At 59.0% G+C, this 16,998-nt stretch carries 16 protein-coding genes; 9 read left to right on the top strand and 7 right to left on the bottom strand.

Going from position 1 to position 16,998, the window contains the following annotated elements; translation table 11 throughout:
- Positions 1–166 precede the first annotated feature (166 nt).
- Genes WA928_RS09420 through mutY form a run of 3 tightly spaced genes read left to right on the top strand, consistent with a single transcriptional unit; the run spans position 167 to position 2,882 of the window.
- Positions 167–838 carry a cell division ATP-binding protein FtsE gene (locus WA928_RS09420; RefSeq protein ID WP_350382736.1) on the top strand — a complete coding sequence of 224 codons (672 nt, stop codon included), beginning with the start codon at positions 167–169 and terminating at the stop codon, positions 836–838.
- Entirely contained in the window at positions 835–1,743 is a 909-nt protein-coding gene (locus WA928_RS09425) for a cell division protein FtsX (RefSeq protein WP_417275799.1), read from the top strand. Before WA928_RS09420 ends, WA928_RS09425 begins: the two co-directional genes overlap by 4 nt.
- Positions 1,743–2,882 (top strand): A/G-specific adenine glycosylase, encoded by a 1,140-nt coding sequence (gene mutY / locus WA928_RS09430; protein WP_424302680.1) that lies wholly within the window; start codon positions 1,743–1,745, stop codon positions 2,880–2,882. Before WA928_RS09425 ends, mutY begins: the two co-directional genes overlap by 1 nt.
- A gap of 33 nt (positions 2,883–2,915) precedes the next feature.
- On the opposite strand, the gene rodA is transcribed toward mutY, so the two are convergent.
- From rodA to WA928_RS09455, 5 genes are read right to left on the bottom strand one after another with little or no spacing between them, the layout of a single operon-like run.
- Positions 2,916–4,070: a rod shape-determining protein RodA gene (gene rodA, locus WA928_RS09435; protein ID WP_417275797.1), complete on the bottom strand. Its 1,155-nt coding sequence runs from the start codon at positions 4,068–4,070 to the stop codon at positions 2,916–2,918.
- Entirely contained in the window at positions 4,067–6,130 is a 2,064-nt protein-coding gene (gene mrdA, locus WA928_RS09440; RefSeq protein WP_424302684.1) for a penicillin-binding protein 2, read from the bottom strand. Before mrdA ends, rodA begins: the two co-directional genes overlap by 4 nt.
- Positions 6,131–6,139: 9 nt before the next feature.
- A complete protein-coding gene (mreD, locus tag WA928_RS09445) occupies positions 6,140–6,706 on the bottom strand; it encodes a rod shape-determining protein MreD (RefSeq protein WP_417275795.1) in 567 nt (188 codons plus the stop codon).
- A complete protein-coding gene (mreC, locus tag WA928_RS09450; RefSeq protein ID WP_424302688.1) occupies positions 6,687–7,571 on the bottom strand; it encodes a rod shape-determining protein MreC in 885 nt (294 codons plus the stop codon). The genes mreD and mreC overlap by 20 nt, the downstream gene beginning before the upstream one ends.
- A gap of 27 nt (positions 7,572–7,598) precedes the next feature.
- Positions 7,599–8,642, bottom strand: coding sequence for a rod shape-determining protein (locus tag WA928_RS09455; protein WP_417275793.1), 1,044 nt, complete (start codon positions 8,640–8,642; stop codon positions 7,599–7,601).
- Positions 8,643–8,893: 251 nt separating this feature from the next.
- Between WA928_RS09455 and gatC the strand changes: the two genes are divergently transcribed.
- From gatC to WA928_RS09475, 4 genes are all read left to right on the top strand, one after another.
- Positions 8,894–9,202 carry an Asp-tRNA(Asn)/Glu-tRNA(Gln) amidotransferase subunit GatC gene (gatC, locus tag WA928_RS09460; RefSeq protein ID WP_350382725.1) on the top strand — a complete coding sequence of 103 codons (309 nt, stop codon included), beginning with the start codon at positions 8,894–8,896 and terminating at the stop codon, positions 9,200–9,202.
- 3 nt (positions 9,203–9,205) lie between these two features.
- Positions 9,206–10,729, top strand: coding sequence for an Asp-tRNA(Asn)/Glu-tRNA(Gln) amidotransferase subunit GatA (gene gatA / locus WA928_RS09465; protein ID WP_350382724.1), 1,524 nt, complete (start codon positions 9,206–9,208; stop codon positions 10,727–10,729).
- Complete coding sequence (gatB, locus tag WA928_RS09470; protein ID WP_417275791.1) at positions 10,729–12,186, top strand: Asp-tRNA(Asn)/Glu-tRNA(Gln) amidotransferase subunit GatB; 1,458 nt, start codon at positions 10,729–10,731, stop codon at positions 12,184–12,186. The genes gatA and gatB overlap by 1 nt, the downstream gene beginning before the upstream one ends.
- A 339-nt stretch (positions 12,187–12,525) precedes the next feature.
- A complete protein-coding gene (locus tag WA928_RS09475; protein WP_417275790.1) occupies positions 12,526–13,854 on the top strand; it encodes an aspartate aminotransferase family protein in 1,329 nt (442 codons plus the stop codon).
- A gap of 60 nt (positions 13,855–13,914) precedes the next feature.
- Here WA928_RS09475 and pyrE read toward each other — a convergent pair whose 3' ends face one another.
- The gene (gene pyrE / locus WA928_RS09480) at positions 13,915–14,586 is read right to left on the bottom strand and encodes an orotate phosphoribosyltransferase (RefSeq protein ID WP_417275789.1); all 672 of its coding nucleotides are present in this window, start codon (positions 14,584–14,586) and stop codon (positions 13,915–13,917) included.
- Between the two features lie 148 nt (positions 14,587–14,734).
- On the opposite strand from pyrE, the gene WA928_RS09485 reads away from it, so the two are divergent.
- Both WA928_RS09485 and WA928_RS09490 read left to right on the top strand, forming a co-directional pair.
- Positions 14,735–15,532, top strand: coding sequence for an exodeoxyribonuclease III (locus WA928_RS09485; protein ID WP_417275788.1), 798 nt, complete (start codon positions 14,735–14,737; stop codon positions 15,530–15,532).
- 77 nt (positions 15,533–15,609) lie between these two features.
- Complete coding sequence (locus WA928_RS09490; RefSeq protein ID WP_417275787.1) at positions 15,610–15,813, top strand: hypothetical protein; 204 nt, start codon at positions 15,610–15,612, stop codon at positions 15,811–15,813.
- 153 nt (positions 15,814–15,966) lie between these two features.
- Here the strand turns inward: WA928_RS09490 and WA928_RS09495 are convergent, their stop codons facing one another.
- Positions 15,967–16,977: a bile acid:sodium symporter family protein gene (locus WA928_RS09495; protein WP_417275786.1), complete on the bottom strand. Its 1,011-nt coding sequence runs from the start codon at positions 16,975–16,977 to the stop codon at positions 15,967–15,969.
- Between the last annotated feature and the right edge of the window lie 21 nt (positions 16,978–16,998).

A 16,998-nucleotide genomic window follows, 5' to 3' on the forward strand; every position in this document is an offset into this window, starting at 1 on the left:
CTGAATGAGTATCAACCTATTCAGCGTAACAGGACACCTGGAATTAAATGTAAGTCGTTGTTTCAACCGCTCTTTTTACCAGTTATAAAAGGCCTACCGCCTGGGGCAGACCGAATACAATCAGCCAGAACACAGCAACCGCACCAAAGGCCACAAAGCACATTGCATGATTGAGTTCCAGCACGTATTCAAATCGTATGGCCGCGGCCGCAACATCCTGGCCGACGTCAATTTCCATATCCAGCCCGGTGAATTCATCTTTGTTTCCGGGCCATCGGGCGCAGGCAAATCCACCTTGCTCAAACTGGTTGGCGGCCTCGAGCCTGCCAGTCGCGGTGCGGTCACCGTCAACAAGCACCGCATTGATCGGCTGTCCCCACGCCGCCTGCCCTACCTGCGTCGCACGGTTGGGCTAATCCTCCAGGACGCCCATTTGCTATTTGACCGCAGTGCCATCGACAACGTGCTGCTGCCCATGGCAGTGCAGGGGCTGGAGCCTGCCAGCGCGGCCAAGCGGGCACGGGCCGCCCTCGAAAAAGTGGGGCTCAGGGGCAAAGAAAAAATGTTACCAATCGAGCTCTCGGGTGGCGAGCAACAGCGCCTGGCCATCGCGCGCGCCATCGTCGGACGGCCGGCCATCCTGATTGCAGACGAACCCACCGCCAACCTGGATCACGACAGTGCCAGGCACATCATGGATGTCTTTCGGGATTTCAACCAAGTGGGGGTCACCACCCTGATTGCCTCGCACGATACCCAACTGATGGCACGCTACGCCCAACGCACCCTGCACATCGACGCCGGCCATTTTGCCGATATCCCGGGAGTACAGGCATGACCCGCTGGTTGCGTCACCATCAATATGCACTGCGTGTGGCCTTGCGTCGGCTGCGTCAGCATCCCTTGTCATCACTGGCCAATATCGTGGTGATCGCGCTGATGCTCAGCGTACCCATTTTGGGCGCATCGATACTCCAATCCAGCCAGCCGCTGGCCCGACAGCTTGCTGTTGCGCCCGAGATCACCTTGTTTTTGGCGGCAGACACCAGCACAAACCAACAAGAAGAATTGCTTACACGGATCCAGAAGCAGTCGGGCGAACAAATCGCCAAGACCCGGCTACTGCCTCGCGACCAGGCCATGGCACAACTGAGATCAGACCCGGCATGGGCCCAGGCACTGGATGCGCTAGGCAGCAACCCCTTGCCGGACGCACTGATCGTCACCCTCAAAGACAGCGACACCCCGGCCCAGCAGGCACAGGCGCTGGCCGACAGCTGGCGCCAATGGCCAGAGGTTGATCACGTACAACTGGATAGCGAATGGGTGCGACGCCTCGAGTCACTACTGTCTTTCATCAAAGTGGGGCTGGGGCTGCTGGGTATCGGCGTGATTGTGGTGGTGCTGGCCACGGTATTCAACACCGTGCGCCTGCAGGCACTGACACAACGCGACGAGATTGCTGTAGCCCGGCTGGTGGGGGCCACCGAATCCTTCGTACGCCGCCCATTCTTATACCTGGGCGCCCTGACAGGGCTGGCAGCCAGCCTGCTGGCACTGTTACTGGCCTGGCTGTCACTCACTCCCCTGAACACGTTGCTGGGGCAGTTTGCGCAAAGCTACGGAATCCACTGGGCGATGCACCTGCCGGCCTGGCCTGATTTGCTGCTATCCGGCGCATTGATCATCTTGCTGGGGGCGGTGGCTGCGCGCCTGTCTGTTACCCGTCACACGCAGTTTTGATGGCAGCCATAGATCCTGCCTCACGGATCGCTAGCTGGCAGATCCAGGAGGGCCGTCATACGCTGCCATGGCAGGACACACACGATCCCTACCGGATCTGGCTGTCGGAAATCATGTTGCAGCAAACCCAGGCCGGCACCGTCATTCCTTACTACCAGCGGTTTTTGGAGTTGTTTCCGGACGTGCTGGCTTTGGCCAATGCCCCGGCTGACGCAGTGATGCACGCCTGGGCAGGCCTGGGCTACTACGCACGCGCCCGCCATCTGCACCGCTGCGCCCAGCAAGTGCGCGACCACCACCAAGGGCGGTTTCCCAAGGACGCACAAACACTGGAAACCCTGCCGGGCATCGGCCGATCAACGGCCGCGGCCATCGCAGCATTTGCTGACGGGCAACGGCAGCCCATCCTGGATGGCAATGTCCGGCGGGTGTTGATCCGCTACCTGGCCCTGGAGGGCGACCCTGCCTCGGCTGCCATGACGCGCACACTGTGGGCACATGCCCAGGTGTGGCTGGATCAGGCGCCTGAGTCTCTGGACATGCGGGCCTACACACAAGGGCAAATGGATCTGGGCGCCACCGTATGCACCCGCCACCAGCCTGCCTGCACCCGTTGCCCACTGCAAGAGGGCTGTGCGGCCCGTAAGCTAGGTTTGCAAAACGCACTGCCGCAGCCACGAAGCCGGCGCGAAGCCCCGCACTATGAATGCTGGATGCCCGTGATCGAGTGCGAAAATCATCTCTGGCTGCAACGCCGACCCGCCGGAGGCGTGTGGGGCAGCCTTTGGGCACTACCTGTGTGTGAGCACCCAAGCGAGATAGACACCCTGCTTTCACACTTGGGGGTGTCAGCCACAGACAGACAAAATCTGGCTGCCTTTGAACACGTATTTACGCATTTCCGTTTGCATATCCGGCCGCTTTGGCTGCCAGTGCGCGGGCCCCTGCAACGAACCAAAGCAGCGGCCAACTGGCCTGAAATCTGCGCGACACCGCCCGTCAGACAACCAAAAAACCCAGTTTTGATTCCACCAGAAGCCGGCACCCCTGCCTGGGTACCCCTGGCAGGGCTTTCTGGCCTGGGGATGCCCGCACCCGTCTCTCGATTACTACTGGGCCTGTACCCCAACACAGACTGATCGGCAATGCGCCTGCCGGCAGATAACCCTGCCCTATCTGACGCGTCGATCGGATGGGGGCAGTTGGTGGGCCCCGATACTCATCAGCAAACCGCAAGCGATACCCAGCGTCATGAGTGCCGTGCCGCCGTAGCTCATGAATGGCAGCGGTACACCCACCACAGGCAACACCCCGGTAACCATCCCGATATTGACGAACACATACACGAACATCATCATCGACATGGCACCCGCCAGCAAGCGGCCAAATTGGGAAGGTGCCCGCACCGTGATGGTAAGCCCGCGCAACACCATCAAACCGTACAGCACCAGCAGCATCACGCTGCCATAAAAGCCAAATTCTTCAGAAAATACGGCAAAGATAAAGTCGGTGGTGCGCTCAGGGATAAAATCCAGGTGGGTTTGCGTCCCTTGCATATAGCCTTTGCCATACACACCGCCAGAGCCCACCGCGATCATCGACTGAATCGTATGAAACCCCTTGCCCAGAGGGTCGGAACCCGGATTCAGCAGCACACACACCCGGCTTTTTTGGTATTCGTGCAACATCACCCAATCAACGCCCGGCTGACAGATCTGGTCTTCGTAAACCACCAGGGTGCCCAAGGCCAACACAAGCACCAGCACCACCGGGATCAGTATCCTGAACGAAAAGCCTGCAAAATAAATCACGCAAAATCCCGATACCAGCACCAGCAGGGCGGTGCCTAAATCTGGCTGATCGATGATCAATGCCGCCGGCACCAGCAACAGCACGGTGGCCACAAGAAAATCCAGGATCCTGAAGCGATTGGCAGACTGCCGCTGAAAATACCAGGCCAGCATCAGTGGAACCGCTATTTTCAGCATCTCGGAGGGCTGAATCCGGCCAAATCCAAGATCCAGCCAACGCGTGGCCCCTTTGCTGGTAACCCCAAACAGCATCACGGCCACCAGCAGCAAAACACCCAAAATATAAAAATAAGGGGCTGTGCGCATGATGGTGGTGGGCCGCACCAGGGCAACGGCCCACATGGCCACAAAAGCGATCAGAAAATTGCGCAACTGATCGGCAAACCGCCAGTCGGTGTTACCCACAGCGGAGTGCATGGTGGCCATGCCAACCATAGCCATCACCACCAGCAAAATCAGCAAGGGCCAATCGAGCACCGAGAAAAGCCGTCGGATGGCCTGAATGATGAGGTTCATGGCGTGTCCTCCTGTGCACCATCTTCGGGCGGTGTATCGGCATCCGGCAAGGGTGCAGGCTCGGGGGGTTCAGTGTCCTCGGGGCCTGGGGCCACATCGGGCAAGCTGGCCGCTTGCCCGCCCGGCGGAGCATCAGGCGCTTGCTCGATGATTGCATTCATCGCCTTGCGTGAAGCATGCTCTTTTTCCAGCTGCTGCTGACGCTCGCTGACCCGGCCCGGGTCAAGCCAGTAGTCAAACACGGTGCGGGCAATGGGCGCTGCTACCGAAGCCCCCCAACCGCCATTTTCCACAATCAGGGCAACGGCAATCTGCGGATCTTCGACAGGGGCATACGCCATGAACAAGGCGTGGTCGCGCAAGCGCTCGTCTACCGATTGTGCCTTGTATTTAGCGCCCCGCAAGCTGTACACCTGCGCTGTGCCTGTCTTGCCGGCCGCTTGATACGTGGCCCCGCTAAAGGCACGCCGGGCTGTCCCTTTGCGCACCACATCCACCATGGCATCGCGCACCACCTTCAGATTTTCTGGCTTAAGCGAAATGGTGTACTGGGGGGCAGGCACCGGGTAAGTAAACTGCCCGGTCAAGGGATTGATAATACGTCGCACCAGATGAGGCTTCATGTAGACGCCGTCATTGGCCAGCACCGACGTGGCCTGGGCCAACTGCAACAAGGTAAACGCGTTGTATCCCTGCCCCACCGTGACAGACACCGTCTCGCCCTGATACCAGTGCTGCTGGGACTGCTTTTTATAAGCCTGGCGCTTCCAGGCCCTGGAGGGCAGTACGCCACGGCGCTCACCATCCAGATCGATCCCGGTGATCTGTCCAAAACCAAACTGCTTGCTGAAATCGTGCAAGGCATCCACGTCCATCTCTGCGCCCAGCGAGAAAAAATAGGTATCCGAGGACACCACCAGGGCGCGATGCATATTGGTGGGGCCATAGGCAGCCCCACCAGCATTGCGAAACTTTTGGCCGGCCAACTCGAAATACCCTGGGTCAGGAACCAGTTGGTTGGGCCCGCGAATCCCCATCTGCAGGGCGGCCAGCGCTACAAAGGGCTTATAGGTGGAACCAATCGGATAGGTGCCGTATAACGGCCGGTTGATCAGGGGATGGTCGGGAGACTCATTGAGCTTGCGCCAGTTTTCAACATCAATACCATCCACAAATAAATTGGGATCAAATGATGGTGAAGATACAAACGCCAGCACCTCACCCGTGTGAGGCTGGATCGCCACCAACGCACCTCGCCGGCCATCAAACTGCGCTTCTGCCAGTTTTTGCAATCCCGTATCAATGGACAGTTCCAGGTTGGATCCCGGAATCGGATCCGTGCGGCTGAGCTCCCGGACGGGCCGTCCGGTGGCGGTCACTTCCAGCTCTTCAACCCCTGTGCGCCCATGAAGGGCTTTTTCCCATGTTTTTTCGATCCCCTTTTTGCCCATCACCAGGGTGCCGCGATAATTGCCCTCTTGGCCGGTTTCCTCGAGATGCTGTTCGTCGGCCTCAGAGATACGGCCGACAAAACCCAGCACATGCGCGGCGGATTCGTGCAAAGGATAATCGCGCACCCAGCGGGCCTGCAGGCTTACACCGGGGAACTCGAAGGCATGCACCGCAAACCATGAGGCTTCGAGATCACTGAGGTTATTGCGCAGCAACACGGGCGCATAGCGCCCGCTTTGCTCGTACAGCCGCAAAAATTTTCGCTGATCGCCTTCACTGATGTACACCAGCGGACGCAGGCGAGCGAGCAAATCATCCACACTGCCTTTTACCTGTGCGCGCGTCACCAGCAGGGTGTAGTCGCGCAGATTGTGCGCCATGACCTCGCCATACCGATCGGTGATCTGCCCACGCCGGGGTGGAATTGGCACAATGGTGATGCGGTTTTGATCGGCACGCGCGGCCAGGTTGTCGTAGCGCACCACTTGCAAATACCACAGGCGGCCCACCAACAACAGCAGGCAGATCAGGCCAAACAGCCCCGCCACCCAGGCACGCAGCAACACGGTCTGGCGTTGATGCTGGCTGGTTTTGTGGAATTCAAACATAGACGCAAATCAAGCCGAGCGGGCGTCATCGCCATCCAGTCGACGCTGCGGCAACAACAACAGTACGTCTGCCAGGGGCAACAAGACACCGGTGATCAGGGCTGCCCACAACCAATCCCAGCCTACCCATTCGCCATTCAGCCAGGCGCCCAACAGCCGCGACGCCAGGGCAGCTCCTACTAGAATCGGGACAATGTGCAGGGTGTGCTCCCAGACGGTGAAATGTCGCAGGCGGCCATGCAGGCGTATGACGCCGTAGGCGCACAACACATAATTGAGCGCATGCAGACCCAACAGGCCCGAATCATGCACGTCCATCAGCAGCCCCAGGAAAAAGGCTGTAAACAGCCCCACCCGGCGCGGTTCATGCAGACACCAGAACACCAGCACCAGCAGCAGCACATCGGGCACCGGATGCCACAGGCGCCAGGGCAACAAAGAGGCCAACCAAACCAGTATCAAAGAGCCCCAGATCAGCAAGACCGAAGACGGCCGATGAAACGGCGCGGCATCTACGGGCTGCAAGGACGCCAGGGACGAACCTGACATCCGACGATCAATGCGATCCGGCGGCATTCTCGAACTCCTGCGGTTGAGGGATCCCGGAGACGTCGACCTTCAGCACCAGAAAGTGACGATAGCGTTCGGGATGAGACAGTGGTTCTGCTACAGCCATGGAAAACCCCGTGCCCGGGTCGCGATCGACCTTAACCACGCGTCCCACGGACAAACCGGCGGGAAACAGACCGCCGATTCCGCTGGTGACAAGGGTATCGCCCATCTGCACGTCCACATTGGCTGTCAGGTAGCGCACTTCGAGCTTGCCGATTTCGTCACTACCAAAGGCAATCAGACGCAGCCCGTTGCGCAGCACCTGCACAGGAATCGAAACCTGGTCATCGATCAGCAAGGCTGCTTCGGACGTGAACGGTGTCACACGAACGATCTGCCCAACCACGCCACCTTCGTCGATAACCGGCATACCTGGCGCAATACCGGCGTTTGAACCCTTGTTAAACACCAAGCGATGGCTGAATGCGTTGGGAGGTTCATAGAAGACTTCGACCGCCACGGACTTTTGGGAGATGGATTCGGAAACCCCCAGCAGGCGGCGCAATTGCTCGTTTTCAGTGGTCAGCTGCGCAGAATGCGTGACAAGTTGCGCCATTTCGATCTGCTGACGGCGCAAGGCATCTTGTTCTTCGCGAGCCAGCGTGGCGGCATGCGACCAACTGTCGACGTAGTCGATCGCTTCGCGTGGCGCCATCACCAGCCGCTGAAACGGGTAGATAGCCACCGAAATAGCCTGGCGTACCGGGCCCAATACCGGCCAGTGTGCATCGGAGACAATAAGGCCCAGACAGATCGCCAGCAAAAGCACCAGACGTACTTCGATGCTCGGCCCTCGTTTGAAAAGCCTGAGTGTCCCAGGATCACGCATGGCGAATGGTCATCGGATGCCGTCCGGTCAGTCGTAAATAAAGACTCCGCCCAGGCGCTCGAGGTGTTCAAGTGCCTCGCCGCAGCCGCGAACCACGCAAGTGAGGGGGTCTTCGGCCACGACCACGGGCAGGCCGGTTTCTTCTTGCAGCAAGCGATCAAGATCGTGCAGGAGCGCACCACCGCCGGTAAGGGCAATGCCCTTGTCGGTGATATCAGCGCCAAGCTCGGGCGGCGTTTGCTCGAGCGCAGTTTTGACGGCCGAGACTATCTGGTTGAGCGGGTCGGTGAGCGACTCGAGGATTTCGTTGGATGATACCGAGAAGCCGCGAGGCACGCCTTCGGACAGATTGCGTCCCTTGACCTCAATCTCGCGGATTTCAGAACCCGGAAATGCCGAGCCGATTTCTTTTTTGATAAGTTCGGCGGTGGGCTCGCCAATTAGCATGCCGTAATTGCGCCGGATGTAATTGATGATGGCCTCGTCGAATTTATCGCCGCCCACGCGAACCGATCCCTTGTAAACCATGCCACCCAGAGAAATCACGGCGACTTCGGTGGTGCCACCGCCAATGTCCACCACCATCGAACCGCTGGCATCAGAGACCGCCAGACCCGCCCCGATGGCCGCGGCCATGGGTTCTTCGATGAGATAGACCTGGCTGGCACCTGCACCGAGCGCGGATTCGCGGATGGCTCGGCGCTCTACTTGGGTAGACCCGCAGGGCACGCAAACGATGATGCGCGGGCTAGGCGCCAGCATGCTGCGCGGATGCACCATGCGGATGAACTGTTTGAGCATTTGCTCGGTGACGGTGAAATCGGCGATCACACCGTCTTTCATGGGACGGATGGCCTCGATGTTGCCCGGCACACGTCCCAGCATCTGCTTGGCCTCGTGGCCAACTGCCTGGATAATTTTTTTGCCATTGGGACCGCCATCATGACGAATGGCCACCACTGAGGGCTCGTCGAGGACAATGCCCTTGCTGCGGACATAAATAAGCGTATTGGCCGTACCGAGGTCAATCGCCATATCGCTGGAGAAGTAGCTGCGTAGGAATCCGAACATGGGCGCACTAATGGAAAAGAGAGAAGGGAATTGATCCCGCACAAAACTGGATCACGCCGGCAAATCTTGCTGAGCACAGCAGTGCTGGTTGGTCAAGTCACATGGAATCGGTAATGATAACTTATAATCCTCTAGGGACATGCCCGGAATCAAGAGGAATGTTTTGCAAAACTCCCTCTTTGCCGCTTTTCGGACACATCCACATACATTCATTCGGCTGCCCCAGACGGCAGCCTCTGTGGCAAGACAACATGGCACTCACCCAACAGGATATCGCACGGCTGGCCCGGCTTTCGGGCTTGCAGCTGGATTCTCATGACCCCGACCGCCTCGTTCAGGAGCTCGACCGCATCCTTGGGCTGATCCAGGAGTTGCAGGCGGTGGACACGCAGGGGGTTCAGCCCATGGCGCACCCCCTGGAAGCACACCAAACCATCGCCTTGCGTCTGCGCGACGACATCGCAGACCCGGCCCAATCGGCCGACCAACGCGATGCCTGCCTAAAAAACGCACCAGCGGCCCACGAGGGCCTGTTTCTCGTGCCCACCGTGATCGAATAAGCCATGAGCTTGCTTTCCCAATTTCACAGCATCCAGTCGCTGCGCGACGCCCTGCAGGCAAAAAAAATCAGCGCCACCGAGCTGGCCACCGATGCATTGCAGGCAGCCCAGGCCTACCCCGACAACGCCCTGTTCCTGCACATCGACCAAGATCTCACGCTGCAGCAGGCCCAGGCGGCTGATCAATCACTGGCAGCAAACACAGCCGGGCCGCTTACCGGCATCCCCATTGCCCACAAAGATCTGTTTGCCACGCAAGGCTGGCGCACAACCGCATCCAGCCGCATGCTCCAGGATTACATCAGTCCCTTTGATGCAACCGTCGTGGGGCAACTGCGCCAGGCTGGCACCGTGTCCCTGGGCAAGCTCAGCTGCGACGAGTTCGCCATGGGCTCGGGCAACGAAAACTCTGCCTTTGGCGCCGTACAGAACCCCTGGGATCCCACCCGCGTACCCGGCGGTTCTTCCGGCGGCTCGGCAGCCGCCGTGGCAGCCGGCCTGGTGCTGGGTGCCACAGGCACCGACACCGGTGGCTCGGTGCGCCAGCCAGCGGCCTATTGCGGTGTCAGCGGCATCAAGCCCACCTATGGCACGGTATCCCGCTACGGCATCATTGCCTACGCTTCCAGCCTCGACCAAGCCGGCCCTCTGGCACGCAATGCCCAGGATCTTGTCCCCCTGCTGGACACCATGAGCGGCTTCGATCCCCAGGATTCCACCAGCCTGGAAACCTGCAATGGGGCACCCAACACTCAGGGGCGCATTCAAGCCAGCTATCAGGCTGCCCAAAGCCGTTTTCAGGCAGCCGGCGCACAGCCACTCAAGGGCTTGCGCATCGGGGTGCCCAAAGAATTCTTTAACCAGGGGCTGGCCGCGGATGTCGGGGCAGCCATCGAAGCCGCCTTGCAGGCCTTCCAGGCCCTGGGTGCACAGCGGGTGGATATCTCCTTGCCGCTCACCCGTCTGGCAATACCGGCCTACTATGTGATTGCTCCGGCCGAAGCCTCCAGCAATCTGTCACGCTACGACGGCGTGCGCTATGGCCACCGGGCCGCGCAGTACACCGATCTGGCCGACATGACACGGCGCTCAAGGTCCGAAGGCTTTGGCGAGGAAGTCCGGCGTCGCATCCTGGTGGGTACATACGTGTTATCCCACGGATACTACGACGCCTATTATCTGCAGGCGCAACGGGTACGACGCATGATTGCCGACGATTTCAACCGTGCCCTCACCCACGACTGTGACGTCATCATGGGCCCGGTTACCCCCAGCGTAGCCCGCCGGATCGGTGACAACCGCCAGGATCCCATCGCCGACTGGCTCAGCGATATCTACACGCTGGGTGTCAGTCTGGCAGGCTTGCCCGGCATGTCCATCCCATGCGGTTTTGGGGGCGACACCCAGCAATTGCCCATCGGGCTGCAAATTGTCGGCCACTACTTCGATGAAGGCCGCCTGCTGGCCATTGCCGACCGCTACCAGCAAGCCACCGACTGGCACCAACGCACACCGGAAAACACATAATGGATTGGGAAGTCGTCATCGGGCTGGAAACCCACGCCCAGCTGTCTACACAGTCTAAAATTTTCTCGCGCAGCAGCACCCGCTTTGGAGCGGCGCCCAACACTCAGGCCAACGCCGTGGATATGGCCCTGCCAGGCTCTTTGCCCGCCATGAACCGCGGCGCAGTCGAGCGTGCCATCCAGTTTGGGCTGGCCGTTGGCGCCACCGTGGCACCGCGTTCTGTGTTTGCGCGCAAAAATTATTTTTATCCTGATCTGCCCAAAAACTATCAGATCAGCCAGTTCGAGCTGCCTATTGTGGTGGGCGGGCAATTGTCCTTTTTTGTGGACGAAACCGAACACACCATCAATCTCACGCGCGCCCACCTCGAAGAAGACGCCGGCAAATCCTTGCACGAGCACTTCACCGGCCCGCACGGCGAGTCCTCCAGCGGGATCGACCTCAATCGAGCCGGCACTCCCCTACTGGAAATCGTCACCGAACCCGAAATGCGATCCGCCGCCGAAGCCGTGGCCTACGCCCGCACTCTGCATGGCCTGGTGGTGTGGCTGGGGATCTGCGACGGCAATATGCAAGAGGGCTCGTTCCGCTGCGACGCCAACGTCTCGGTACGCCCGCGCGGCCAGGCCGCCTTTGGCACCCGCTGCGAAATTAAAAACCTCAACTCGTTTCGCTTCCTCGAGCGCGCCATCCAGTACGAGATCCGGCGCCAGATCGAACTGATCGAAGACGGCGGCAAGGTGGTGCAGGAAACCCGCCTGTACGATGCCGACCACGACGAAACGCGCAGCATGCGCACCAAAGAAGACTCCGACGATTACCGGTATTTCCCCGACCCGGATCTTCCCCCCCTGATTGTGTCTGCCGACTGGATCGAGCGGGTGCGCCAAGGGCTGCCAGAGCTTCCCGCCGCCAAGCGGGCCCGCTTTGAATCCGCACTGGGCCTAAGCCCCTACGATGCCGCACAACTGACGCTGCACCGTGACGTGGCAGATTACTTCGAAGCCACCTGCCAGGCCTTGCCGGCAGACCAGGCCAAACAGGCCGCCAACTGGATCCTGGGCGAACTCTCCGCCGCCTTGAACCGCGATTCCCTGTCCGTTGGACAGTCGCCCGTGGGCCCGGCACAGCTGGCCGCCCTGATCAACCGCATCGTGGATGGCACGATCTCCAACAAGATTGCACGTGACGTCTTTGCCGCCATGTGGGCGGGCGAGTCCGCAGGCAATCCAGATGCCATCATCGAAGCCAAGGGGCTGCGCCAGATCAGCGACACCGGCGCCATCGAAGCCATGATCGACGAGGTACTGGCTGCACATCCGGCCATTGTCGAAGAATATCGGGCAGGCAAGCAAAAAGCCTTTAATTCACTGGTGGGCCAGATCATGAAAGCCGCCCGTGGCAAGGCCAACCCGCAACAGGTCAATACGCTGTTAAAGCAAAAGCTGGACGCCTGAATTACGTCATTTGCACGCGGCTGGCGCCTGCCATCCCGTGCCCCATCCTTGCGGGCAAACCGCACAAGCAGCCACAAACCAATCCCGTGCAGCACAACACCGTTGTTGTTGCACGGATTTACGCGCGCCACTCACCCCAGGCAGCGCTGCAGAGGCGTGCGTGTCAGAAACAACACTCACGGAGCAAGACATAAGAGCGATCCAAAATTCCTGGTATGACGCAATCGTTTTATGTATCCTTATAAAAGAAACATATGTTTCTTCAGTGGATAAAAATGATCTGTTGAGCCCACATCCGATCAGCAAACAGCAGCGTCCTTTCAACGTTTATTGCATACCATGACACATGTTTTTCATCGGAACCCGGCAACCGCGCTGAACTGCGCCGTTCGTGGGCAAGGGATCACTCTGCTTGACGCACAGGGGCGCACGTATATCGATGCATCAGGGGGTGCGGCAGTGTCCTGCCTGGGGCACGGACACCCCGATGTGATCGCGGCCATCAAGACGCAGCTGGATCAGCTGGAATATGCCCATTCCTCTTTTTTCACCAACCAGCCTTGCGAAGACTTGGCCGATTTTCTCGTGGCAAACGCACCCGGGGATCTCTCAAAGGTCTACTTTCTTTCCGGCGGATCAGAAGCCATCGAAGCCTCGCTGAAGCTGGCACGCCAGTACTTTCTGGAGCGCGGCGAGCCACAACGCAGCTGCTTCATCGCCAGGCGTCAAAGCTATCACGGCAACACGCTAGGAGCCTTGGCCATTGGCGGCAATGCAGCACGGCGCGAACCCTTCCTGCCCTTGCTGACACCGGCGCATCACGTGTCGCCCTGCTATGCCTACCGCGACCAGCGGGCCGACGAGACCGAAGAACAGTACGCCGGCCGTCTGGCTGACGAACTGGAACAAAAAATCCAGGAAATCGGGCCTGGCCGCGTGGCAGCGTTTGTAGCAGAAACCGTGGTGGGCTCTACCGCCGGGGCCTTGCCGCCCGTACGTACTTATTTTCAACGGATCCGCGAGGTATGCGACCGCTACGGCGTACTATTGATTCTGGATGAGGTGATGTCGGGCATGGGCCGTACCGGGTACCGGTTTGCCTACGAAGAAGACGGCATTGCCCCCGATATTCTCGCCATTGCCAAAGGGCTGGGCGGCGGCTATCAGCCCATCGGTGCCATGCTGGCCAGCCAGCGCATTTATGACACCATCGTCAATGGCACGGGGTATTTCCAGCATGGCCATACCTACATGGCCCACGCAACAGCATGCGCGGCAGCCCTGGCTGTGCAGCGCATCATCGACCGCGATAGGCTGCTGGCCAATGTGCGCGAGCGCGGCGAGCAGCTCAGGGCGCGGCTGCGCGAGGTTTTTGCCAGCCACCCCAATGTAGGGGATGTGCGCGGCCGTGGCCTGTTTGTGGCGGTAGAGCTGGTACAAGACCGCAGCAGCAAAGACCCCCTGGACCCAACCCTTAAAACGCACGCGCGCATGAAGCGCAAGGCGCTTGAAAACGGGCTCATGACCTACCCGATGGGCGGCACGATAGACGGAATCCGGGGCGACCATATTTTGTTGGCTCCCCCGTTTATTTGCACCAGTGCCGATATCGACGAGGTTGTCGAGCGCCTGGACAAAACGGTGCGCCAAGTACTGCCCGTAGCTTGACGCAAGCCTGCCCAGCCTTTGGTGTTTGGCCGGGCGTTATTTTATTGCCGAGCGCTTTGCCTAACGCACACCGTAGCGGTTGCGGTACGCCGCAACCGCCTCCCGGTGCGCCGACAAGCTGGCATCGCCCTCAAGCAGCGCCATGACGTCTGTCAGCGAAGCAATCCGCACCACCGGGATCCCGTATTGCTGTTCAACGTCCTGCAAGGCCGAATGCACGGACAGGGCATCATCGGCCCCGGCGCGCTCCATGCGATCCAGTGCAATCAGTACAGCAGCCGGCTGAGCCCCCGCGGCACGAATCAAAGAGACGGATTCTCTGACCGACGTACCCGCCGTAATGACGTCGTCGATGATGACCACCTTGCCCTGCAATGGGGCCCCCACCAGCACCCCGCCTTCACCGTGGTCTTTGGCCTCTTTACGGTTATAGGCAAAGGGCACTGGGCGCTCTGCCATGGCCGGCTGAGCAGCCAGAGCAATGGCGGCGGTGGTTGCCAGCGGAATACCCTTGTAGGCTGGCCCAAACAACATGTCGAAAGACAGCCCCGAGGCCAACAATGCGTGGGCATAGAACTGCCCAAGGCGCCCGACGCTGGCTCCGGAATCAAACAGACCCGCATTAAAAAAGTAAGGGCTTAGCCGGCCCGATTTGGTCTTGAATTCTCCAAACCGGAGAACCCCGTGATCCAGGGAAAAGCGCACAAACGCCTGGGCATCAAAACCTGACATGGTGGTGATCTCAACATCCGCAAAACCCACATTATCGGTTATTTGCGTCTATGACTCGCCCGTTATTTACGCCTATGATTAACCCTTGACCTGCCATCCCCCACAAAGGGCGGGCCGTTTTTTGGTTGTTTTGCCTGAAGGATCCCCCGTGCAACGTATCACCACACTGAACGCCAATGGCATCCGCTCAGCCTTTCGCAAAGGCCTAGCCGATTGGCTGCAAACCCGGCAACCCGACATCGTCTGCCTGCAAGAGATCAAAATCCAGGATGCCGATCTGGTCGACGAACTGCGCCACCCCGAGGGCTACCAGGGATACTTTCATCACGCAGAAAAAAAGGGGTATAGCGGCGTAGGGCTTTATGCCCGCCAGGCCCCAGACCACGTCACAATCGGGATGGACAACCCCGAGTTTGACGCGGAAGGCCGTATCCTGCGTGCCGACTGGCCAGGCCTGACAGTGGTCAGTGCCTACCTGCCCTCGGGCTCCAGCGGCGACGAGCGTCAAACCGCCAAATACCGGTTTCTGGATCACTACCTGCAGTGGCTGGACGCCCTGATGCAAGAGCACCGCGACACCGGCCGCGAGTTTCTGGTGTGTGGCGACTGGAACATTGCACACCACGAGATCGATCTCAAAAACTGGAAAGGCAACCTTAAAAACAGCGGCTTTTTACCCGAAGAGCGTGCCTGGATGACCCAATTACTGGATCAACACGGCTGGGTGGATGTTTACCGCGGGTTGTATCCACAGGCCGAGGGCGAGGCCTACACCTGGTGGAGCAATCGTGGTCAGGCCTGGGCAAAAAACGTGGGATGGCGTATCGATTACCAGATCGCCACGCCAGGGCTGGCAGCTCGCGCCATGCAGGCCGATGTTTATAAAGACCAGCGCTTCAGCGATCACGCACCACTGACCATTGAATATCGCTGCTCAGACACATAAACATACAAAAGTTGCATCAAAGTCTGTACAATCAAACTGAATTCGCATACTAAGCACCTCTAACCTGGAAATCACCCATGTCAGATTCCGTCGAAAGCGCAGTGGCTGCTGCCTCTGGCCTGCAAAATTGGTCGATGATGCAAGAAAAACAAAACGTGCTGCTGCGTAAAGTGCTGGACGGGCAGTCCAACACCATCCTCAGCCTGGTCAACTCGGTACCCAGCGTACCGCAATTGGCTAATACCGGTGCTGTTGGCACCTTGCTGCACACCACCGCTTAAACAGTCACAGCAAAAAGCACCATTCAGGTAGCGCCCGGTTAAAACGGGGTGCCACCTGAATGGTGCTTTTTTATTGGTGGGATACGGGTGGCTAAAGCACTATGATTCGGGCATCCGGGATACTGCGATACAGATATCCGAGAACCTGCACACTCAGGCCACAGCCCGGCGCGTCTTTTGCCGTGAGAGATCGTCCTTGCGTTGATAGTTTTGTGCCAGCACAGCGCACACCATCAGCTGGATCTGGTGAAAAATCATCAACGGCAGCAGCACAGGGCCAATGGCGCTGGCACTAAACAGCACCCCGGCCATCGGCACACCCGTCGCCATACTTTTTTTAGAACCACAAAAGACGATGGTGATTTCATCTGCCCGGTTAAACCCCAGTTTGCGGGTAGACCAGGTATTAAGCACCAGCACCAGGGCAAGCAACACCGAACAGCAAACGGTGAGCCACACCAACGAAGCAGTATCCACCTGCTGCCAAAGCCCAGCCACCACCGACTCGCTGAAAGCGGTATATACCACCAGCAAGATCGAGCTTTGATCCACGCCGGTGATCAGTGGGCGATGGCGATCCATCCAACGGCCGATGACTGGTCGCATCAGATGCCCGGCGACAAATGGCAGAAAAATCTGCTGACCGATGCGCAAAATAGATTGCAACAGCGAATGGCTGTCCAGCGCCGAGGTATCGGTATTAAGCAGCAGCTGCAATAGCAGCGGCGTCATCGCGATCCCCACAATGCTGGATGCCGAGGCAGCGCACACGGCTGCAGGCACGTTGCCGCGCGCAATCGAGGTGAAGGCAATCGCGGATTGCACGGTACCCGGCAAAACACACAGGTACAGCACCCCTACATACAGAGGCTCGCCCAGCAGAGGCACCAACATCGGCCGTAAACCCCAGCCCAGTAGCGGGAAGATTACAAACGTCCATATGAAGATCACACCATGCAGCCGCCAATGCATGGCACCTGCGATGATCGCCTGACGCGACAGCTTGGCCCCATGCAAGAAAAACAACAAGGCAATCGCAGCAGCAGTGAGTGTTTCAAAGAATACCGCGCCTTGACCACGCGCCGGCAACAGCGTGGCTGCTGTCACGACAGCGATCAATATCAGGGTGAAGCGATCAAAGAGCAGACGTAATTTTGAGAGCATGATTCAGGCTGCACGGCTAAA

This window comes from Castellaniella sp. (assembly GCF_049651205.1).
Taxonomy (GTDB): Bacteria; Pseudomonadota; Gammaproteobacteria; order Burkholderiales; family Burkholderiaceae_B; genus Castellaniella.

Bases quoted from the DNA above. Each gene is read 5' to 3' on its own strand.
- WA928_RS09475 (WP_417275790.1), top strand. From the start codon at position 12,526: ATGACACATGTTTTTCATCGGAACCCGGCAACCGCGCTGAACTGCGCC.
- pyrE (WP_417275789.1), bottom strand. From the start codon at position 14,586: ATGTCAGGTTTTGATGCCCAGGCGTTTGTGCGCTTTTCCCTGGATCAC.
- WA928_RS09495 (WP_417275786.1), bottom strand. From the start codon at position 16,977: ATGCTCTCAAAATTACGTCTGCTCTTTGATCGCTTCACCCTGATATTG.
- WA928_RS09420 (WP_350382736.1), top strand. From the start codon at position 167: ATGATTGAGTTCCAGCACGTATTCAAATCGTATGGCCGCGGCCGCAAC.
- mrdA (WP_424302684.1), bottom strand. From the start codon at position 6,130: ATGTTTGAATTCCACAAAACCAGCCAGCATCAACGCCAGACCGTGTTG.
- rodA (WP_417275797.1), bottom strand. From the start codon at position 4,070: ATGAACCTCATCATTCAGGCCATCCGACGGCTTTTCTCGGTGCTCGAT.
- mreD (WP_417275795.1), bottom strand. From the start codon at position 6,706: ATGCCGCCGGATCGCATTGATCGTCGGATGTCAGGTTCGTCCCTGGCG.
- WA928_RS09455 (WP_417275793.1), bottom strand. From the start codon at position 8,642: ATGTTCGGATTCCTACGCAGCTACTTCTCCAGCGATATGGCGATTGAC.
- gatA (WP_350382724.1), top strand. From the start codon at position 9,206: ATGAGCTTGCTTTCCCAATTTCACAGCATCCAGTCGCTGCGCGACGCC.
- gatB (WP_417275791.1), top strand. From the start codon at position 10,729: ATGGATTGGGAAGTCGTCATCGGGCTGGAAACCCACGCCCAGCTGTCT.
- WA928_RS09425 (WP_417275799.1), top strand. From the start codon at position 835: ATGACCCGCTGGTTGCGTCACCATCAATATGCACTGCGTGTGGCCTTG.
- gatC (WP_350382725.1), top strand. From the start codon at position 8,894: ATGGCACTCACCCAACAGGATATCGCACGGCTGGCCCGGCTTTCGGGC.
- mutY (WP_424302680.1), top strand. From the start codon at position 1,743: ATGGCAGCCATAGATCCTGCCTCACGGATCGCTAGCTGGCAGATCCAG.
- mreC (WP_424302688.1), bottom strand. From the start codon at position 7,571: ATGCGTGATCCTGGGACACTCAGGCTTTTCAAACGAGGGCCGAGCATC.
- WA928_RS09490 (WP_417275787.1), top strand. From the start codon at position 15,610: ATGTCAGATTCCGTCGAAAGCGCAGTGGCTGCTGCCTCTGGCCTGCAA.